Below are 16,233 nucleotides of genomic sequence, written 5' to 3' on the forward strand. Positions count from 1 at the left end.
AATGAATACAAAAGACCGCTTCGTCCTTTAAAGAGACTTAGCGGCCTTTTAAATATTCGATTCTAATCTGTGAAATCAGCAAGCTTGAGGATGACCGGACAATGATCGCTCCCCATAATGTGGCAATCGATTTGGGCATCCAGCAGATTAGGTGCAAGTCTAGAAGAAGCTAGGAAATAATCAATCCGCCAGCCTACATTCCGTTCTCTCACCTTGGGCATATAAGACCACCATGAATAAACACCTTCAAGCTCTGGATGAAAATATCTAAAGGTATCTATGAAGCCGGACTCCAGCAGCGTACTCATTTTTCCTCTTTCTTCATCGGTAAAGCCAGAGTTTCCGCGGTTAGCTTTAGCATTTTTGATATCAATATCCTGATGGGCTACGTTCATATCGCCGCATACAACGACTGGTTTTAGCTTGTCCAGTTCCAGAAGGTAATTGCGGAAACGGTCCTCCCATTCCATTCTGTAATCCAATCTAGCCAGATCTCGTTTGGCATTTGGTGTATACACATTCACTAGATAAAAATGTTCGAACTCCAGCGTAATAATCCGGCCTTCCGCTTCTTCATCCTCTTCCATTCCGTATCTCACAGAGATCGGCTTGATTTTGGTGAATATAGCTGTGCCTGAATACCCTTTTTTCACTGCATAATTCCAATATTGATAGTATTCTTCACCCTGTTCCAGAACAATCTGCCCTTCTTGCAGCTTCGTCTCCTGAACACAGAAAATATCTGCTTCTACTTCCTTAAAATAATCATCAAACCCTTTTTTCACACAGGCCCGAAGACCATTCACATTCCATGATACCAACTTTATCATTAACGTTTCTCCTTGCATTTTGCTTTAATAGTAACCAGTTTATCATATTACGGCCAGAAATTTATAGAGGGTTAGGGTCATCTTGAGCAATTCCGCGAATAGATTTATATCCTAATCATTTATTATCCATGATACAATAGCAAAATTGACTCTATACAAATTTTCTAACACGTGAGGTAAAAAAACTTATGAATGCACCAAATCTTTTACGAGGGTTTAACTTTTTGTATTTTGCTCTACTAGCCATGTTTATTCCCTTTCTGCCAGTCTATCTAAGTGAACAAGGTCTAAGCCCATCGCAAATCGGCTTCATTATTGGAACTGGTGGTTTTGTTACCATCGTTGCCCAGCCTTTATGGGGGATGATCAGTGATAAAACCAAAACCATCCGCAAAGTGCTGTTAGCTCTGTTGTTATGCTCAGCGGTAACCGGATACTTTTTGTTCGATTCCAGCAGTTACGTTGTTCTCATTCTTTTTGCTATGCTGCTGTATTTCTTCTTGATGCCCATTGATCCGCTGACAGAAAGCTTGAATTTCCGAGTCTCTGAGGCGGCTGGAATTAGCTATGGTTCTATCCGTACATATGGTGCGCTAGGTTATGGTGTAATGGCTCTGATTACTGGCTATGTGCTTGGTTTTTTCGGCTCTCATGGAATAGCTCTTCTGTTTGTTGCCATTTGCCTTATAAGCTTTATAGTAAGCTGGAACATGCCAGATGCCCCCGTCACAGGTAAGCCGGTCACGCTGGATAGCCTCAAGCACTTTTTTGGCAACAAAAAGACATTAATGTTTCTGGTGCTCATATTTATTAGCTCTGTACCCGCACGAATGAACGATACATTTATTGGAGTTTATATTCGTGAGCTTGGTGGCAGTCCTCAACTGGTAGGCCAATCATTTTTCCTCGCGGCAATAAGTGAAATCATTGTCTTTGCATTAAGCTTCTGGTGGTTGCGAAAAGGAAAAGAACTGATTATCATATCGATTTCCGGAGCCTTCTATTTCCTTCGTTTCTTGATTTCAGCTTGGATCATTGATCCACACTTGTTAGCGTATTTGCAGATTCTGCAAATTCTTACCTTCCCTGTGTTCTACTCGGCTGCTATTCAATACCTGTACAGCATTGTACCCGAGGAATGGCGTGCTACAGGGCAAACCGTCCTTGCACTATTGTTCTTCGGTGTATCAGGTATCCTGGCTTCTTATGCTGGTGGGGCATTATATGATGCCTTTGGGGGTAAAGCTCTTTACTTAACGATATCCGCAATGTCGTTTGTCGGCATGCTATTCGGATTGATACTGTATCTGATTTATCGTAAAAAAACGGAATAAGCGTACGAAAATAAACCGGGGATGTTCCAGCCGCTTTCTAAGTGGCTATTGGACATCCCCGGTTTTTTCTATTAAAAAGTGCTAATTCACCATGGCATTCGCTCTAGCATTAATAGATTTTCAACATAGAATATCCTATCAAACGAAAAGGAGGTCGTTACTATGGCCATCGTATTACCGCTTCAATATTTCAATTTAGCCCCTGTCATTGGTAAATCTTATTATGAAAACCTTGCAGGTGGAATTAACGCTGCTGTTACTGTGAACAACAACTCCAACTTCCCAGTAGATTTAGTAATCACTCGTGTGAATGCTCCAGTTATCACATACACGATTCCAGCATTCAATAGCCTTACGCTTGCAGTTCATGCCCTTTTGGTAGCTGCACTCTTAAGCACTCCTGCTGGCACCACATTCGGAACTATTGAAATTTCAACATCAGATTTCTAATAGTGTAGCATTAAGCATCTCTAGCTGGAAGTTCAGCTAGGGATGCTTCTCTATGTGAATCTAGCTTAATCCTTCTATTATATGCTGCTCCATAAGCTGCTTCAGCTTGGTTTCAGTATTCGAATCTCCCGCAGGAGTATAGATGCTGCAGCGTAAATCTGCACTGCCATGAACCTGCAAAGAGGTTAGATGAAATAACATTTTTCCCGCCTTGGCATGTCTGAATTCTAGTAACACATCCGGGGCCGAACTAACCCGACTTTGCTCCCACATCTCATTAAAAGCCGGATGCAATTCTTTCAATTCCTCTATAAATTCATCATACCAATGATCCTCTACATACTGTCCGTAATACGCTCTGAAGATAGAAAGATAACCGCTGACGAATTGTTCCCAATTCACTGCTAAGCGCCTAAACTCCTTACGAACAAATAACAATCGGATCATATTCCGCTCTTCGATGGGCAGCTTTGAGAAATCAAGAAAAACATGGGCGGCAGCTTCATTCCAACCGACGATCCCGCAACGTCTATCAGAGATTATCGTAGGACAATATTTAAGTTCTTGTAAAATTTTCTGCAGCGAAGGACTAATTACAGAAGATTCATCTTGCGGATAGGGTGTGGTGCCGGTTCCAGTTTCTAAAGCCAGTGCAAAAAGATACTTCCGCTCATCTTTAGTCAGCCTAAGTGCAGTGGCAATACAGTCCAAAACAGAGGACGAGACTTTTATATCTCTGCCTTGTTCAAGCCACGTATACCAGGTACTGCTTACCCCTGCAAGCTGTGCAACCTCTTCCCTGCGGAGTCCTGGCGTTCTTCTGCGTGTGCCTTCTGGTAAGCCTACAGCGCTTGGTGAAATAGCCGCACGTCGTGCTTTCAAAAAATCGGATAATGCTTGTAATCTTGTTTGATTAGCCATAAGCTACCTCCACTTTGGGATTCCTGTTCCTTTAGTATAGTACAAATTATACTAGGATAAACGATAACTTGTAATAGGATAAATAAAGTGGAAAAATACTAGTATACACTAGCTGAGGAGGTTCATTATGGAACGCGTAGTGATTACAGGCATGGGCTTAATCTCACCACTTGGAAATACAATCGGGCAATTTTGGGATCGGCTAATTTCTGGTGAATCGGGTATATCCCCGATCACTTCATTTGATACAACAGGTTTTAAGACGAGAATTGCCGGCGAAGTACGTGATTTCGATGCAGAAGGCAGATTTGGGCGTAAAGAGGCACGGCGAATGGACAGATTCAGTCAGTTTGCCCTCGCAGCTACTGAAGAGGCTTGGAAACATTCTGGCCTCCAGCTTGATAAGATTGACAAGGAGAGACTTGGCGTTTATGTAGGATCTGGTGTTGGAGGAATTCAGACCTTGATGGATCAAGGTACGGTCCTGAAAGAGCGTGGACCTGATCGAGTCAGCCCTACCTTAATTCCCATGATGATCTCCAATATGGCTGCGGCGATGATCAGCATTAAATTTGGAGCTCTCGGCCCGACCATGTCTCCAGTAACAGCTTGTTCTATTGGAAATACTGCGATTGGTGAGGCCTTCCGTTTAATTCGTTATGGCGGTGCGGACATTGTTATAGCCGGGGGTTCTGAAGCTGCTATTACTGAAATCTCGTTGGCCAGCTTCGGGAATGCCACCTCTTTATCTACACGAAATGAAGAGCCTACTAAAGCGAGCCGCCCTTTCGATGGAGGACGGGATGGCTTTGTAATCGGTGAAGGTGGCGGCATAGTCATTCTTGAGTCACTCTCCCATGCTCAACGTAGAAACGCCAAGATTCACGGCGAAGTGATCGGGTATGGTGCTAGCTCTGATGCTTATCATATGGTTGCCACTCATCCAGAGGGGATTGGTGCCTATCAAGCTATGAAGTTAGCGCTAAATGAAGCTAATCTCCAGCCCCACAACGTAGATGTAATCAGTGCGCATGCGACAAGTACAGTAGTAGGAGACCATTCTGAAACCCTAGCGATTAAAAAATTATTTGGCGAGCATGCCTACCACATCCCCGTAACCGCTAATAAGTCCATGACTGGACATGCTTTAGGGGCCGCTGGCGGCTTAGAAGCCATCGCTTTAGTTAAGAGTATCCAAGAAGGGATCATTCCTCCTACCATCAATCAGGGCACGCCTGATTCCATCTGTGATTTAGATTACGTACCTAACAATGCGCGAAAAGCTAATCTCGAAATAGGCATCTCCAATTCATTTGGCTTCGGCGGCCATAATGCTGTTATTGTGATCCGAAAGTTCGTAGACTAATCCTACATTATAAAAGGGGTTTCAACTTAGCCATTACACATGACTAGTTGAAACCCCTTCTGCTGTTAATCCTTTTAAACTATCTTATTCCGAAGGTGATACATGACTTCCCCAGATAGAGATCCCTTCATTAGAAACCGCGGTGAACGTCATAACATTACTGGCTGTAGCTTCATTCCACTCTTTCAGGAACACACCCTTATAAGTAGAACCACCTATCGTTAACTCTGCAGTATGATCGTCGATAAGCTTCCACTTGCCCTTTACTGCGCCTTTGATTTTACCACTCTTCGTCAATTGAATTAGCTCCGATTGCACGATATCTGCCGTAATTTCTTTATTATGATTCACATATTTGTATTCGCCTGCGATTTGCTCTTTCGTATATTTATCAATGGTCTCGCCACCATAACGGTGTGGTGCGACCACCGGCCAGCCATCAGCGTTCATGAACATCTGGTGTACTCTAACCTCATGCTTTTCACCACGATTCGGGAACCGTGTATGGAAGATCAAATAATACTTGCCAGTCTCTTCATCGTAAAATGCGGAGTTATGTCCTGGTGATACATATCCTTCCCCACTTACTGGGAGCTCATCGTCATTATTCAGGAATTCGAAATTCCCCATGAGTTTAACTCCGTAAGGAGCATAAGCAGGATCATCAAACAATACGCCAGCTGTGCCCTGTGAATCGATCATATCCTGGTCCTCAGAATCTTCAAATGGTCCATCAGGTGTCTTCGAGCGAGCTACACGGATGTTATATCCGCCATCAGCAGCCAGCCCCCCGTAGGATAGGAACAGGTAGTAGTAATCCGTCTCAGGACTGTACAGCATATAGGGAGCTTCTATCCGCGCATGATTTGCGCCTAGAAGCTTTTTGCCATAACCTTGATCTGGCAGTGGGAATCCTGTGCTTGTATCCAGTTCCATAATAAAAATACCACCGGAATAAGAACCATACACCATCCACAATCTGCCTTCTTTATCAAAGAACACATCCGGATCTACAACATTCGGCTTTTGTGTGGCATCATAAGTTTCTCCGTCATCGCCTACACCCACCATACCTGACTTTAAGAAGATCCCTTTGTTCTTATAAGGTCCTTCAATATGGTCTGACACGGCTATACCAAGTGCTGATAATGGGGAATCACCTTTACACGCGTTGTAATACATATAATATTTACCATCCGCCAATTGAATGACATCCGGTGCCCATAAAGTGTCCGTCTTTCCCCAGGTTAAGGCCTCTTTTAATTCCTCTTTGACATTCGGGATGAGTACGTTTCCATCAACAACTCCAGAGGACAATTGAGTCCAGGACATCAGGTCGTCGGATTTAGCAGAAGCCAAATGTGAGCCAAACACATAGTACTTATTATCAGCCAAAATAATGGAAGGATCATGTACAGAAACATTCTTGAAGACAGGCTGAACAGGCTCAGGTCCGCTGTTTGTGTTGCCAGAATTAGCCGTGTCGTTGTTGCACGCGGTTACAGCTAATAATGAAACGCTAAGTAAAGTAGTAATAATTATCTTCTTCATCGTTATACCCCCTATGTATGCCTTTTCATTTTGAGATGAAAACGATAAATAGTCAACCCTTTTATTTAATTAAGTTCGTATTAATTCATATTTATTTAAATAATAGTGAACGTTGTAGAAAATAAAAAAAACGCTAAGCCAACTAAATGGCCTAGCGTTTCCTCTTATTATTTAGTTAAAACAAGTTGCTTACTTAGCGCCTTCTTGCACTAAAACTGGCTCTGGATAAGCGTTCTTAAGTATACGTTGTCTATTCTTAACGACTGTTGGTGGTTCCACCTTAGGTGCCATCGGATGCATTAACCAAGACTTCACCATATGGGTATCCGAAACCTTATACATTGGAGGCTCTTTCTCCATATCGATTTGCATAGCATAGGTGCTGCGAAGTGCGAAGGCATCACCCTTAGGCGGTTTGATCAAATCTGGAGGGGTACCAGGAATAGCGGTAAGCAAAGAACCTTTGCTCTCTAAACTTGGCATGGACGCAAGCAATCCCCAAGTGTAAGGATGTCTTGGATCGTAGAAGATCTCTTCTGCAGTTCCCATTTCAACAATTTGTCCGGCATACATTACCGCTACACGATCCGCCATTCTTGCTACAACACCAAGATCATGGGTGATAAAAATAATCGCCGTATCAATCTTCTTCTGCAATTCCTTCATCAGGTCAAGAATCTGTGCCTGAATGGTAACGTCGAGCGCTGTAGTTGGCTCATCCGCAATCAGAAGCTTAGGGTTTGCTGCAAGTGCCATTGCGATAACGACACGTTGACGCATACCGCCACTGAACTCATGCGGATATTGATTGAAGCGGCGCTCTGGTGAAGGAATACCTACTAGCGTAAGCAGTTCAACCCCACGTTTATTGGCAGCTTCTTTGGAGATTTTCTCATGTTTGTGCAGTACTTCAGTAATTTGTCTGCCGACCTTCATCATCGGGTTCAAGGAAGTCATCGGATCCTGAAAAATCATACCGATCTCTTTACCACGAATCTTCTGCATTTGCTTCTCAGTCTTACCGATCAAATCTTGTCCATCAAATAAAATTTGTCCACGTTTATATTCTCCTGGCGGCGTTGGAACTAGCTTCATTACCGCTTGTGAAGTTACACTTTTACCGGAACCGGATTCCCCAACTATCGCTAGAGTTTCACCTTTATCTACATGGAAGCTAACACCACGGATCGCTTGTACTTCTCCACCGTGTGTTTTGAATGATATCGCTAGATCTTTTACCTCTAAAAGGCGCTCCATCTTGTCACCCTCTCATTTCCTCGTCAATTATGATAATGATTCTCACCAAGTTGTAAGCAATAAGTATTATTTTATCTAGTTCTAAGGGTTCTAGTCAAGATTTTTCTGAAAAAGATATGGCCAGCAGCAGCCTTATGTACTAGTTCTGTTTAATGCGAGTTCTATTCTTCACTAACAACCACAATATTGGCGGAAGCAGCAAAAGAACTAACAGCAGAGACCATCCGATATCTCCAAGGGATACCAAGTTGTCATTCAATAGTCGATAATACGCATAAAGAGAATAGGGAAGAACTACTAGTACTGCTGTAACTACCCCTGGTGTATATATCTTTAAATATATCGTCTGTCCTAGATGAGTAAATACATGTAAGAAAAATACCGCAAGCACTGCCAAGTACAATAAGTAATTAGAAAAGAATACTGCAATACAAGTTACCGTCACTATCAAAATATACACGAATAATACGTCCATTGCAAAATTACGTGTAGTCATTTGTAACATCGAATGATACGTCTTGCGCATAAACGAAGGAATTGCGTCCTCTAACCTGGTTCTATACTTTGCCCCCCATGCTTCAATCGTTAATATTTCTTCAAAATCATGAAACATAAATAGGATCGGCAACAGCCACAGCAAACTTACGATATCTATATGTACACTTAGCCACTCAAACATGAGAATCCTCTCCCTTCTCCTGCTCAGCCTCCTTACCTTCTTATGTTGTAATCTTGCTGAAAATGTCCTAACCCATGAAACGTTCCCAACCTTCCAGCAGATTATCCTGTGCCCACTGGAAATGGCCTTGGCTATCGTATTTACGCGAATAACACTCAATGAAATAAATTAAATCGATATATAAGTCGTAGAGCTTTTTGCGTGCACATTCATTAGGGCTATCAAAGCTGTCCCCATAACCTCTACAGAAATGCTCAGAATCCTCAATATAGCGAAAATAATATTCCATAAGGTGATCGCCCCATAACGCCCGTTCCCAATCGATTAAGGCAACAATGCTTCCCTCTCGCACAAACACATTCCCATCCCATAGATCCCAGTGAACTAAACGTGGCTCAGTGACCACATCCATCACATGTATACGGCTGTTGATCTCCGCCTCAATCTTTTCTAAAGGAATGGGCATCTTTGCCTCTAAGCGCCGAGCATCATCAAGGAGGTTGCCAATCAAATTTTGAAAGGTTTCCCGCCAAGAAGTCCCCTTTATCTTCGAGGATACATTAAATAATCCGAAATGATCCCCTTGAATCTCATTGATAATCCGGCTATAACGACCTAATTCTTCCTCAATACAACTTCTTTGCTGCGGACTAAGCTCTTCCTTAATTTCATTATAGGGCTGGCCGATTATTTTCTCCATGAAAAAAAAGTCACTCGATATTAAATTTCTGCTGTTATCATAAGCGTATACCTCAGGCACAGGTACCGTTCCTTTAGACTTCATTAGCTGCATTGCCGCAACCTCTGTAGCCATGATATCGTGCTCGTAACTTAGCGTGTCTGTCTCATCGGATGGCGATATTTTAAGGATCGTAGCTCTGCCATCTGACAATAGGAGGTCATAAGCTGCGTTGAAATAACCTCCCGTCAATTCCGTACTTTGAATGATTTTCACATGGCTTCCAAAAGCAGCACCCACCAGGATGTCCTGCTGCTCAACCGTCAATTTTGTTTTAGTCTGACTTTCCAAGACTTCACCACCATACAGAGTTAAGTAAAAATCCAACCTCATAAAAGCCCGGGATTCATTGTATTTGATACAAGAAAGATAAACAATCCTTCTCCATTGGAATGAAAATTGTTAAAATTAGAAATAACACGTATCATTAGCTGCTTTTCATGAAAGAGAGGAAACTATTATTATGATCATAAAACCTAGAACACGTGGCTTTATATGTACAACCGCACATCCGCAAGGCTGCGCTCGTCAAGTCAAGCGGCAAATTGAGTATATTAAGGCACAACCCGCGATCAAAGGACCCCGGAAGGTGCTTGTCATTGGCGCATCCACAGGCTACGGCCTCGCCTCACGGGTTACAGCCGCCTTTGGGGCTGGAGCCAGCACAGTAGGCGTATATCGGCCGAGCAGCAGCAATGGAGCCCGTACAGCCTCTGCTGGGTGGTACAATTCCGCCGCCTTCGAACAACTTGCGGAGTCTGCAGGCCTGCAATCCTACAGCGTTACCGGAGATGCTTACTCCAAAGAGACCAAAGAAAGAACGATTCAGCTGATTCGCAGCGAATTAGGACAAGTCGATTTGGTCATCTACAGTGTTGCTTCTGGGCGCCGTACAGACCCGGAGACAGGTGAAGTATATAACTCTGTTCTCAAACCTATTGGCGACACCTTTACCAACAAAACTGTAAATTTTCATACGGGTGAAGTCACTCAAATCTCCATCGAACCCGCGACCGATAAGGAAGTTCATGATACCGTACGGGTGATGGGCGGTGATGATTGGCAGTTATGGATAGAAGCACTCCAGCAAGCCGGAGTATTAGCTGATCACGCAACCACTATTGCTTATTCGTATATCGGATCAGAGCTTACTCAAGCCGTATATCGCCAGGGAACGATTGGACTTGCTAAAGACCATCTCGAAGCTACGGCAAGAACACTTAACGAAGCGTTAGCTGTTACTCACGGTAGAGCTTATGTAGCGGTCACAAAAGGTCTTGTCACACAGTCCAGCTCGGCGATTCCTGTCGTGCCCCTCTATATTTCCGCCCTTTACAAAGTCATGAAAGAGCACGGTCTTCATGAAGGTTGTATTGAGCAAACCTATCGGTTGTTTGCTGAACATCTCTACGCAGCGAAAGGAACTCCTGTGGATGAAGAAGGGCGTATCCGTATAGATGATTGGGAATTGTCTCCGGCAGTCCAGCAAGAAGTAATAGAAATCTGGGACCAGCTTACTTCAGACAATATCTACGACCTAACGGATCTGCATAGCTATAAACAGGAATTCTTCCAGCTATTTGGATTCGAGACTGAAGGTGTAGATTACGAAGCTGATACTGATCCAGACGTAACTGTTATAAATCTGCGCTAAAATTAATCGTGTTTTTGGATTATCTTCTGCCTGAGGATAAGGGTTGTTCGAGAGCATAAATCTCCTCTTCCAGAGAAATCATCTTTTGCTCAATCATTTTTCGTGCATCTGCCAACGCTTGATTGTAAATATAAGGCGAAAGTTCTTTGAGCATAAAATCGAGAAGGTTCTCGCTGGCTAATTGCCCAATTTCACTGGACAGCTCTGTGTCAAAATATTCTTGAATACTAGCTGTAATCTGAAGCTTATGTTCTCTCGGTATTTTTAACGGCTGCATGGTAATCCTCCAATCTATTTAGATACAGGAAAATGACGTGCTTTCGCACGTCATTTTTCACACCTATAACCTTCATTCACTGCTGCCTTTAAAACGGTTCCAACCCTCAGTCAAGTTATCATGCGTCCAACGGACATAACCTTCGTCTGCATATTTGCGTGAATAACATTCGATAGTAAGAATAAGATCAAGATAAAGATCATAAAGCTTCTTCCGCTGAATCTCGTTCGGACTGTCGTAGGTTGTTCCGTACCCCTTATAGAAACCGGCAGAATTCTCAAAATGCCTAAAATAATACTCCATCAGCACATCGCCCCATAGGGCTCTCTCCCAGTCAATCAGCGATACGATGACTCCATCCTTCACAAATACATTCCCATTCCATAAATCCCAATGCACCAGTCGTGGTTCGGTTACAGCATCTAATGCTGGGAGATACTTGGAAACCTCCTTCATTATCTCTTCACTGGACGCAGGGAGCTGTGCATTCAGTCTCTTGGCATCAGCAAGTACACTTTCCATCAGGCATGAAAAGGTCTCTCTCCACGAGGCTCTTGGCTCCTCTGAATCCGTTCCAAAAATGCAAAAACGTTCTCCGCGTATCTCATTGATTATGCGATTGTAACGCCCCAGCTCAGTTTCGATAGCGTCTCTCTCCGGAAGTGAAAGACTCTCCTTCACATCACTGTAGGGCAGGCCCTCCACCTTCTCCATAAAGAAATACGGAATAGGAATGAGCAGCAGACTTTCATCATAATGGTAGACGGCAGGCACGGGCACGACACCCTTATCTGCAACCATACGGAGAGCTTCCACTTCAGTTCGCATAATGTTCTTCTCGTAACTTAACGTATCTGTCTCCACAGCAGGGGCAACCTTTAGAATGACAGATTTCCCAGTGCTGAGTTCCAAATCATAGGCTGTATTAAAAAAGCCTCCCGTAAGTTCTGAACTAAGGTTAACCGCAGTTTCTGAACCGAAAACCGCTTTCACCAAAATATCCAGCTGTTCATCATTTAATTTAACTTTCGTGAAGCTCTCCATTTCGTTTAAACCCACCACATTTCTGTCAGTGGCTCCTCAATCAATACTTGTTGAAGGTTACTTACAGCTTTGGAGAAACCTTCTTCAATAGACATCAGCCCATCTTCATGCTCAATACTAACCACATAGTCATACCCAACCAAACGAAGTGCACTAATAATGTCAGCCCAAGTCTTAAGATCATGTCCAAAACCGACAGAACGGAACTGCCAAGCACGGTCAAGCATCTTGGTATACGACTGCATATCAGTTAATCCGTGCATATTGACATTCACAGGATCAATAACGGTATCCTTCGCATGGAAGTGATGAATTGCACCTTGGCGTCCCAAAATATGAATCGCTTGCACAGGATCAATTCCTTGCCACCACATGTGACTCGGATCAAGGTTCGCACCGATCACTTCACCTGCTGCTTCTCTCAGCCGCAGCAGAGTACCTGGTGTGTGTACAGAGAATCCGCCATGCAGCTCAAGACCTACCTTTACATCATGCTGAGCGGCAAAGGCACCCCATTCTTTCCAATAAGGAATAACCTTGTTCTCCCATTGCCAGTCCAGAATTTCTTGATAATCATTGGGCCATGGAGCTACAGGCCAGTTCGGATATTTAGCACCCTCATGATCTCCAGGACATCCAGAGAAGGTATTCACAACCGGAACCCCTAGCTTCTGCGCCAATTTGACCGAGTTTACGAAATCCTCATGATCCTTTTGAGCAAGTTCTTTTTGCGGGTGCAATGGGTTACCGTGGCAGCTCAAAGCACTGATTGTAAGTCCGCGAGATTCCACGGCATGTTTGAATTCTTGTAAGGCTGTTTCATTCTCCAGCAGCATTTTAGGGTCGCAGTGGCTGTTGCCAGGATTGCCTCCCGTACCGATTTCTACCGCCTTTAGCCCTTTGGATACTACGTAATCAAGAGCATCCTCCAGCTTACGACCTCCAAACAAGACCATAAATACTCCAAGTTTCATTGTAGGCCACCTCCTCTTGGAAATAGTTTACTTATTATTTATCGTAGATATCAAAATTCTTCACCACTTGATTACTCTCAGCAGCTTCAAAAATAACTTCTATCAAATTCTGTACCCGCATAACCTCAGCGTTCTTAACGATAGGTTCTGCAGTTCCCTCAATGACAGCAGCGAAATTATCATAAAAGCTAGAGCTCAACTCCGATGGCTGAGGTAATTCCTCAGTGATCGTTGCCCCCTCCGATGGAGGTGCCATAGTTTTAGTTAGTCCTACACCTGCACGAATCGGCTTCGGTTCGATTTTTTCACCTGCGTTATTTCTGGTCACCAATCTTCCTGTTAAAGACCAGTCTTCAATAATTCCAGTGCCTTCGATACCCTTCACATACCATCTTGGCAAAGTAATAAAGTTAGTCGTCCCAACCTCTACGATCGCTTTAATCCCATTCTCAAATTGCAGAATAGCTTCAAAACCGTCATCGACATCGTTTCCTAAAATAAAGCTTAGACTACTGCTCACACTGGTGATTTTGCTATCAATCATGAATAATAGCTGGTCCAATAAGTGAACGCCCCAATCCAGCAGCATCCCTCCGCCTTGTGCCTTAACATGACGCCAGTCTCCAGGAATTCCGTTCGCTCCGTGCACGCGGGATTCGATCTGGAATAGGGATCCAATCGTCTCCTCATCGTACATTTTTTTGATAGTTAGAAAATCTTCATCCCAACGTCTGTTCTGATGCACCATAAACACACGTCCAGCTTGATCAGCCGCCGCCAGTATTTCTTGAAATTCAACCTTTGATAGAGCAACTGGCTTCTCACAAATGACATGTTTGCCAGCTTGTAATGCACGAATCGCAATTTCTTTGTGCACATCGTTCGGTGTGGCAATTAGAATAATTTCGACCGAAGAATCTGCCAATACTTCTTCATAACTTTGGTACGCCTTGTAGCCAGCGTCGTTGGAATTGGTACGACGTGCTTCAAGCACATCGTACGTTCCAACTACGATTAAGGTAGAGGTCTCTTTTATCAATCCTGCGTGATAACTTCCCATTCCTCCAAAACCAACAATGACTACAGAATGTCTGTTTGAACTCATGAACTTCACACCTGCTTCTCGTTTAGTTATCTGATGTTCCGTCAAAATACACAGCACGACCTGTACGGGAAGATTCGTAAATAGCCTCCAAAATTTGGGTAACGACAAGGGCTTGTTCAGGTTTAACTACTGGTTCTTTATCTTCCCGAACTGCTTCAAGCCACAAGCGAGCTTCACGATCGGATTCACTCTCTTGTCCTCCGTTAAAGAAAGCTACTCCCCCTGCGGACAAGTCAATTTTAGTCTCGTATAGACGGCCACCACGGTCACCATTTAAGCGTAACCCGTCCTTCATATCTGCACCACCCTCTGTACCTGCTAGGAGCGTCTTCGCTTCTCCAAATTCAGATACATTAAGAGCCCAGCTTGATTCCAGTACAATTGTAGCACCATTTTCCATGGTAATAAATCCAAATGCTGAATCTTCTACTTTAAATTGTTCAGGGTCCCATGGACCAAAGGCATTTCCGCCGTTTTTACGGTTACCAAGCTTATGGAAAGTCGAGCCCATAACACTACGCGGTTTATAATTGTCCATCATCCATAATGTTAGATCAAGCGCATGCGTACCGATATCGATCAGTGGACCGCCGCCTTGCTTTTCTTCATCCAGGAATACGCCCCATGTAGGAACCGCACGACGACGAACGGCAATCGCTTTTGCATAATAGATCTCACCAAGCTCACCGTTTTCACAAACGTCTTTAAGATATTCACTATCCGCACGATAACGGTTCTGATAAGCTACAGACAATTTCATGCCTGTACGTTTGGCAGCCTCTAACATTTCCTGTGCTTGAGCTGTAGTCTTCGCCATTGGCTTCTCACACATTACATGATTGCCAGCTTCCAATGCTGCGATTGTGATCACGGAGTGACTGTCATTCGGTGTACATACATGCACGATATCGAATCCTCCGGCTTTCAAAAGCTCTTGATAATCTGTATATACAGCCGCGCCTTCAACACCATAGGTTTTTGCTGCTTCCTGTGCACGTTCTTCGACGATATCACAGAAGGCTACCATTTCAGCATCTGCTTGACGTGACAAACTTGGCATATGTTTTCCATTAGCAATTCCACCGCAACCGACAATAGCAATTCTCAACTTTTTAGACATGAACATTTCCCCCTTGATTAGCGTATGCTTTTACCCATTTCAAACTATCTTCTACACTTCCTAATGGTGAACGGCTGCAATAATCCTGCTCCACTACCGCCCACTCTACCTTTGCCTGTACAGCCGCATCAAGAATTGCTGTAAGGTTTACTTCTCCTTCACCTAGAACAACCGTTTCCGGTGAACCATCCTCATGTTTCTTCAAATCTTTAAGATGGATGATTGGCAACCGGCCAGCGTATTTGTTGATATATTCTACGGCATCATAACCTGCGTGATGTACCCAGCATGTATCCATTTCAACTTGCAGCAAATCAGCTGGCACCTCTTCAAACAAACCGTCAAACGCTGTACGGTCACCATATCGATCAGTTAACTCAAAGTCATGATTATGGTACAAAAGAACCGCTCCACGCGCCTTACACTTTTCTCCAATAATCTTCAGATTCGCAGCAACTTCTTCATAGTTACGTTGTTCTTCTGACAGATACGGCACAATTAGATGATGATTTCCAATCTCCAGGTTGTACGCGATCTCTGCCTCTGTATCATTCAACAACGCGTCATAGGGACGGTGTGCGCCCAACGCTACTAGTCCAAGTTCATCAAGCAATTGTTTGACTTCTGCTGCGCTACGGCCGAAGTAATGGAAAAACTCCACACCTTTATAACCAAGGGCTGCTACTTTACGCAGTGTCCCTTCAAAATCCTGTTCCAGTTCTTCTCTGAGCGTATACAATTGCAGGCCTATCTTCAGCATTTTCGAATCACTCCAATTGGATTTAAAGTTAGCTTTCTGTAGTGACAATCACTTGAACAATAATGCTGTAACAGAATTGACTAATCTGATTCACATCAGTTTCCTTAAACTGTCATTCTTGTAAGCACAGCTAATACCGACTGTTTCTAGCGTTGATGGTCGATTTCTTTCT

Annotated in this window: 16 protein-coding genes; 4 read left to right on the forward strand and 12 right to left on the reverse strand. The window is 43.6% G+C overall.

Going from position 1 to position 16,233, the window contains the following annotated elements; all coding sequences use genetic code 11:
• Nucleotides 1-62 precede the first annotated feature (62 nt).
• The gene (locus tag MHH63_RS15160) at nucleotides 63-827 is read right to left on the reverse strand and encodes an exodeoxyribonuclease III (protein ID WP_076279814.1); all 765 of its coding nucleotides are present in this window, start codon (nucleotides 825-827) and stop codon (nucleotides 63-65) included.
• Nucleotides 828-1,018: 191 nt separating this feature from the next.
• On the opposite strand from MHH63_RS15160, the gene MHH63_RS15165 reads away from it, so the two are divergent.
• Both MHH63_RS15165 and MHH63_RS15170 read left to right on the forward strand, forming a co-directional pair.
• Nucleotides 1,019-2,164: an MFS transporter gene (locus MHH63_RS15165; protein WP_076183499.1), complete on the forward strand. Its 1,146-nt coding sequence runs from the start codon at nucleotides 1,019-1,021 to the stop codon at nucleotides 2,162-2,164.
• 162 nt (nucleotides 2,165-2,326) lie between these two features.
• Nucleotides 2,327-2,614: a hypothetical protein gene (locus MHH63_RS15170; protein ID WP_076125983.1), complete on the forward strand. Its 288-nt coding sequence runs from the start codon at nucleotides 2,327-2,329 to the stop codon at nucleotides 2,612-2,614.
• Between the two features lie 60 nt (nucleotides 2,615-2,674).
• Here the strand turns inward: MHH63_RS15170 and MHH63_RS15175 are convergent, their stop codons facing one another.
• Nucleotides 2,675-3,535, reverse strand: a complete 861-nt coding sequence (locus MHH63_RS15175; protein WP_076279801.1) for a helix-turn-helix transcriptional regulator — start codon at nucleotides 3,533-3,535, stop codon at nucleotides 2,675-2,677.
• A gap of 127 nt (nucleotides 3,536-3,662) precedes the next feature.
• Here MHH63_RS15175 and fabF point away from each other — a divergent pair, with 127 nt between their 5' ends.
• The gene (gene fabF / locus MHH63_RS15180) at nucleotides 3,663-4,901 is read left to right on the forward strand and encodes a beta-ketoacyl-ACP synthase II (RefSeq protein ID WP_076308114.1); all 1,239 of its coding nucleotides are present in this window, start codon (nucleotides 3,663-3,665) and stop codon (nucleotides 4,899-4,901) included.
• Nucleotides 4,902-4,985: 84 nt separating this feature from the next.
• Here the strand turns inward: fabF and MHH63_RS15185 are convergent, their stop codons facing one another.
• The 4 genes from MHH63_RS15185 to MHH63_RS15200 all read right to left on the reverse strand — a co-directional run bounded on the left by MHH63_RS15185 (nucleotide 4,986) and on the right by MHH63_RS15200 (nucleotide 9,418).
• Entirely contained in the window at nucleotides 4,986-6,458 is a 1,473-nt protein-coding gene (locus tag MHH63_RS15185) for a family 43 glycosylhydrolase (RefSeq protein ID WP_445255216.1), read from the reverse strand.
• Nucleotides 6,459-6,641: 183 nt separating this feature from the next.
• The gene (locus tag MHH63_RS15190) at nucleotides 6,642-7,709 is read right to left on the reverse strand and encodes an ABC transporter ATP-binding protein (protein ID WP_076135552.1); all 1,068 of its coding nucleotides are present in this window, start codon (nucleotides 7,707-7,709) and stop codon (nucleotides 6,642-6,644) included.
• A gap of 139 nt (nucleotides 7,710-7,848) precedes the next feature.
• A complete protein-coding gene (locus MHH63_RS15195) occupies nucleotides 7,849-8,388 on the reverse strand; it encodes an HXXEE domain-containing protein (RefSeq protein WP_076189909.1) in 540 nt (179 codons plus the stop codon).
• A gap of 67 nt (nucleotides 8,389-8,455) precedes the next feature.
• Nucleotides 8,456-9,418: a phosphotransferase family protein gene (locus tag MHH63_RS15200; protein ID WP_076190157.1), complete on the reverse strand. Its 963-nt coding sequence runs from the start codon at nucleotides 9,416-9,418 to the stop codon at nucleotides 8,456-8,458.
• A 172-nt stretch (nucleotides 9,419-9,590) separates the two neighbouring features.
• Between MHH63_RS15200 and fabV the strand changes: the two genes are divergently transcribed.
• Nucleotides 9,591-10,781, forward strand: a complete 1,191-nt coding sequence (gene fabV / locus MHH63_RS15205; protein ID WP_312147881.1) for an enoyl-ACP reductase FabV — start codon at nucleotides 9,591-9,593, stop codon at nucleotides 10,779-10,781.
• 19 nt (nucleotides 10,782-10,800) lie between these two features.
• Here fabV and MHH63_RS15210 read toward each other — a convergent pair whose 3' ends face one another.
• The 6 genes from MHH63_RS15210 to MHH63_RS15235 form a co-directional block, all read right to left on the reverse strand.
• Nucleotides 10,801-11,058, reverse strand: a complete 258-nt coding sequence (locus MHH63_RS15210; RefSeq protein WP_076125970.1) for a DUF2164 domain-containing protein — start codon at nucleotides 11,056-11,058, stop codon at nucleotides 10,801-10,803.
• A 72-nt stretch (nucleotides 11,059-11,130) separates the two neighbouring features.
• Nucleotides 11,131-12,102 (reverse strand): phosphotransferase family protein, encoded by a 972-nt coding sequence (locus tag MHH63_RS15215; protein ID WP_341171748.1) that lies wholly within the window; start codon nucleotides 12,100-12,102, stop codon nucleotides 11,131-11,133.
• A gap of 5 nt (nucleotides 12,103-12,107) precedes the next feature.
• Nucleotides 12,108-13,076: a sugar phosphate isomerase/epimerase family protein gene (locus MHH63_RS15220; RefSeq protein ID WP_076101695.1), complete on the reverse strand. Its 969-nt coding sequence runs from the start codon at nucleotides 13,074-13,076 to the stop codon at nucleotides 12,108-12,110.
• 34 nt (nucleotides 13,077-13,110) lie between these two features.
• Nucleotides 13,111-14,181: a Gfo/Idh/MocA family protein gene (locus tag MHH63_RS15225; protein ID WP_076125969.1), complete on the reverse strand. Its 1,071-nt coding sequence runs from the start codon at nucleotides 14,179-14,181 to the stop codon at nucleotides 13,111-13,113.
• A gap of 22 nt (nucleotides 14,182-14,203) precedes the next feature.
• Nucleotides 14,204-15,301 (reverse strand): Gfo/Idh/MocA family protein, encoded by a 1,098-nt coding sequence (locus tag MHH63_RS15230; protein ID WP_341171749.1) that lies wholly within the window; start codon nucleotides 15,299-15,301, stop codon nucleotides 14,204-14,206.
• A complete protein-coding gene (locus MHH63_RS15235; protein ID WP_076125967.1) occupies nucleotides 15,294-16,061 on the reverse strand; it encodes a sugar phosphate isomerase/epimerase family protein in 768 nt (255 codons plus the stop codon). The genes MHH63_RS15230 and MHH63_RS15235 overlap by 8 nt, the downstream gene beginning before the upstream one ends.
• Nucleotides 16,062-16,233 lie beyond the last annotated feature (172 nt).

This window comes from Paenibacillus sp. FSL H3-0310 (genome assembly GCF_038002785.1).
In the GTDB taxonomy this organism is placed as follows: Bacteria; Bacillota; Bacilli; order Paenibacillales; family Paenibacillaceae; genus Paenibacillus_AQ; species Paenibacillus_AQ odorifer.

What these genes read in the sequence shown, in the direction of transcription:
- MHH63_RS15165 (WP_076183499.1), top strand. Translation starts at nt 1,019, where the DNA reads ATGAATGCACCAAATCTTTTACGAGGGTTTAACTTTTTGTATTTTGCT.
- MHH63_RS15170 (WP_076125983.1), top strand. Translation starts at nt 2,327, where the DNA reads ATGGCCATCGTATTACCGCTTCAATATTTCAATTTAGCCCCTGTCATT.
- MHH63_RS15175 (WP_076279801.1), bottom strand. Translation starts at nt 3,535, where the DNA reads ATGGCTAATCAAACAAGATTACAAGCATTATCCGATTTTTTGAAAGCA.
- fabF (WP_076308114.1), top strand. Translation starts at nt 3,663, where the DNA reads ATGGAACGCGTAGTGATTACAGGCATGGGCTTAATCTCACCACTTGGA.
- MHH63_RS15190 (WP_076135552.1), bottom strand. Translation starts at nt 7,709, where the DNA reads ATGGAGCGCCTTTTAGAGGTAAAAGATCTAGCGATATCATTCAAAACA.
- MHH63_RS15195 (WP_076189909.1), bottom strand. Translation starts at nt 8,388, where the DNA reads ATGTTTGAGTGGCTAAGTGTACATATAGATATCGTAAGTTTGCTGTGG.
- fabV (WP_312147881.1), top strand. Translation starts at nt 9,591, where the DNA reads ATGATCATAAAACCTAGAACACGTGGCTTTATATGTACAACCGCACAT.
- MHH63_RS15210 (WP_076125970.1), bottom strand. Translation starts at nt 11,058, where the DNA reads ATGCAGCCGTTAAAAATACCGAGAGAACATAAGCTTCAGATTACAGCT.
- MHH63_RS15215 (WP_341171748.1), bottom strand. Translation starts at nt 12,102, where the DNA reads ATGGAGAGCTTCACGAAAGTTAAATTAAATGATGAACAGCTGGATATT.
- MHH63_RS15220 (WP_076101695.1), bottom strand. Translation starts at nt 13,076, where the DNA reads ATGAAACTTGGAGTATTTATGGTCTTGTTTGGAGGTCGTAAGCTGGAG.
- MHH63_RS15225 (WP_076125969.1), bottom strand. Translation starts at nt 14,181, where the DNA reads ATGAGTTCAAACAGACATTCTGTAGTCATTGTTGGTTTTGGAGGAATG.
- MHH63_RS15230 (WP_341171749.1), bottom strand. Translation starts at nt 15,301, where the DNA reads ATGTCTAAAAAGTTGAGAATTGCTATTGTCGGTTGCGGTGGAATTGCT.
- MHH63_RS15235 (WP_076125967.1), bottom strand. Translation starts at nt 16,061, where the DNA reads ATGCTGAAGATAGGCCTGCAATTGTATACGCTCAGAGAAGAACTGGAA.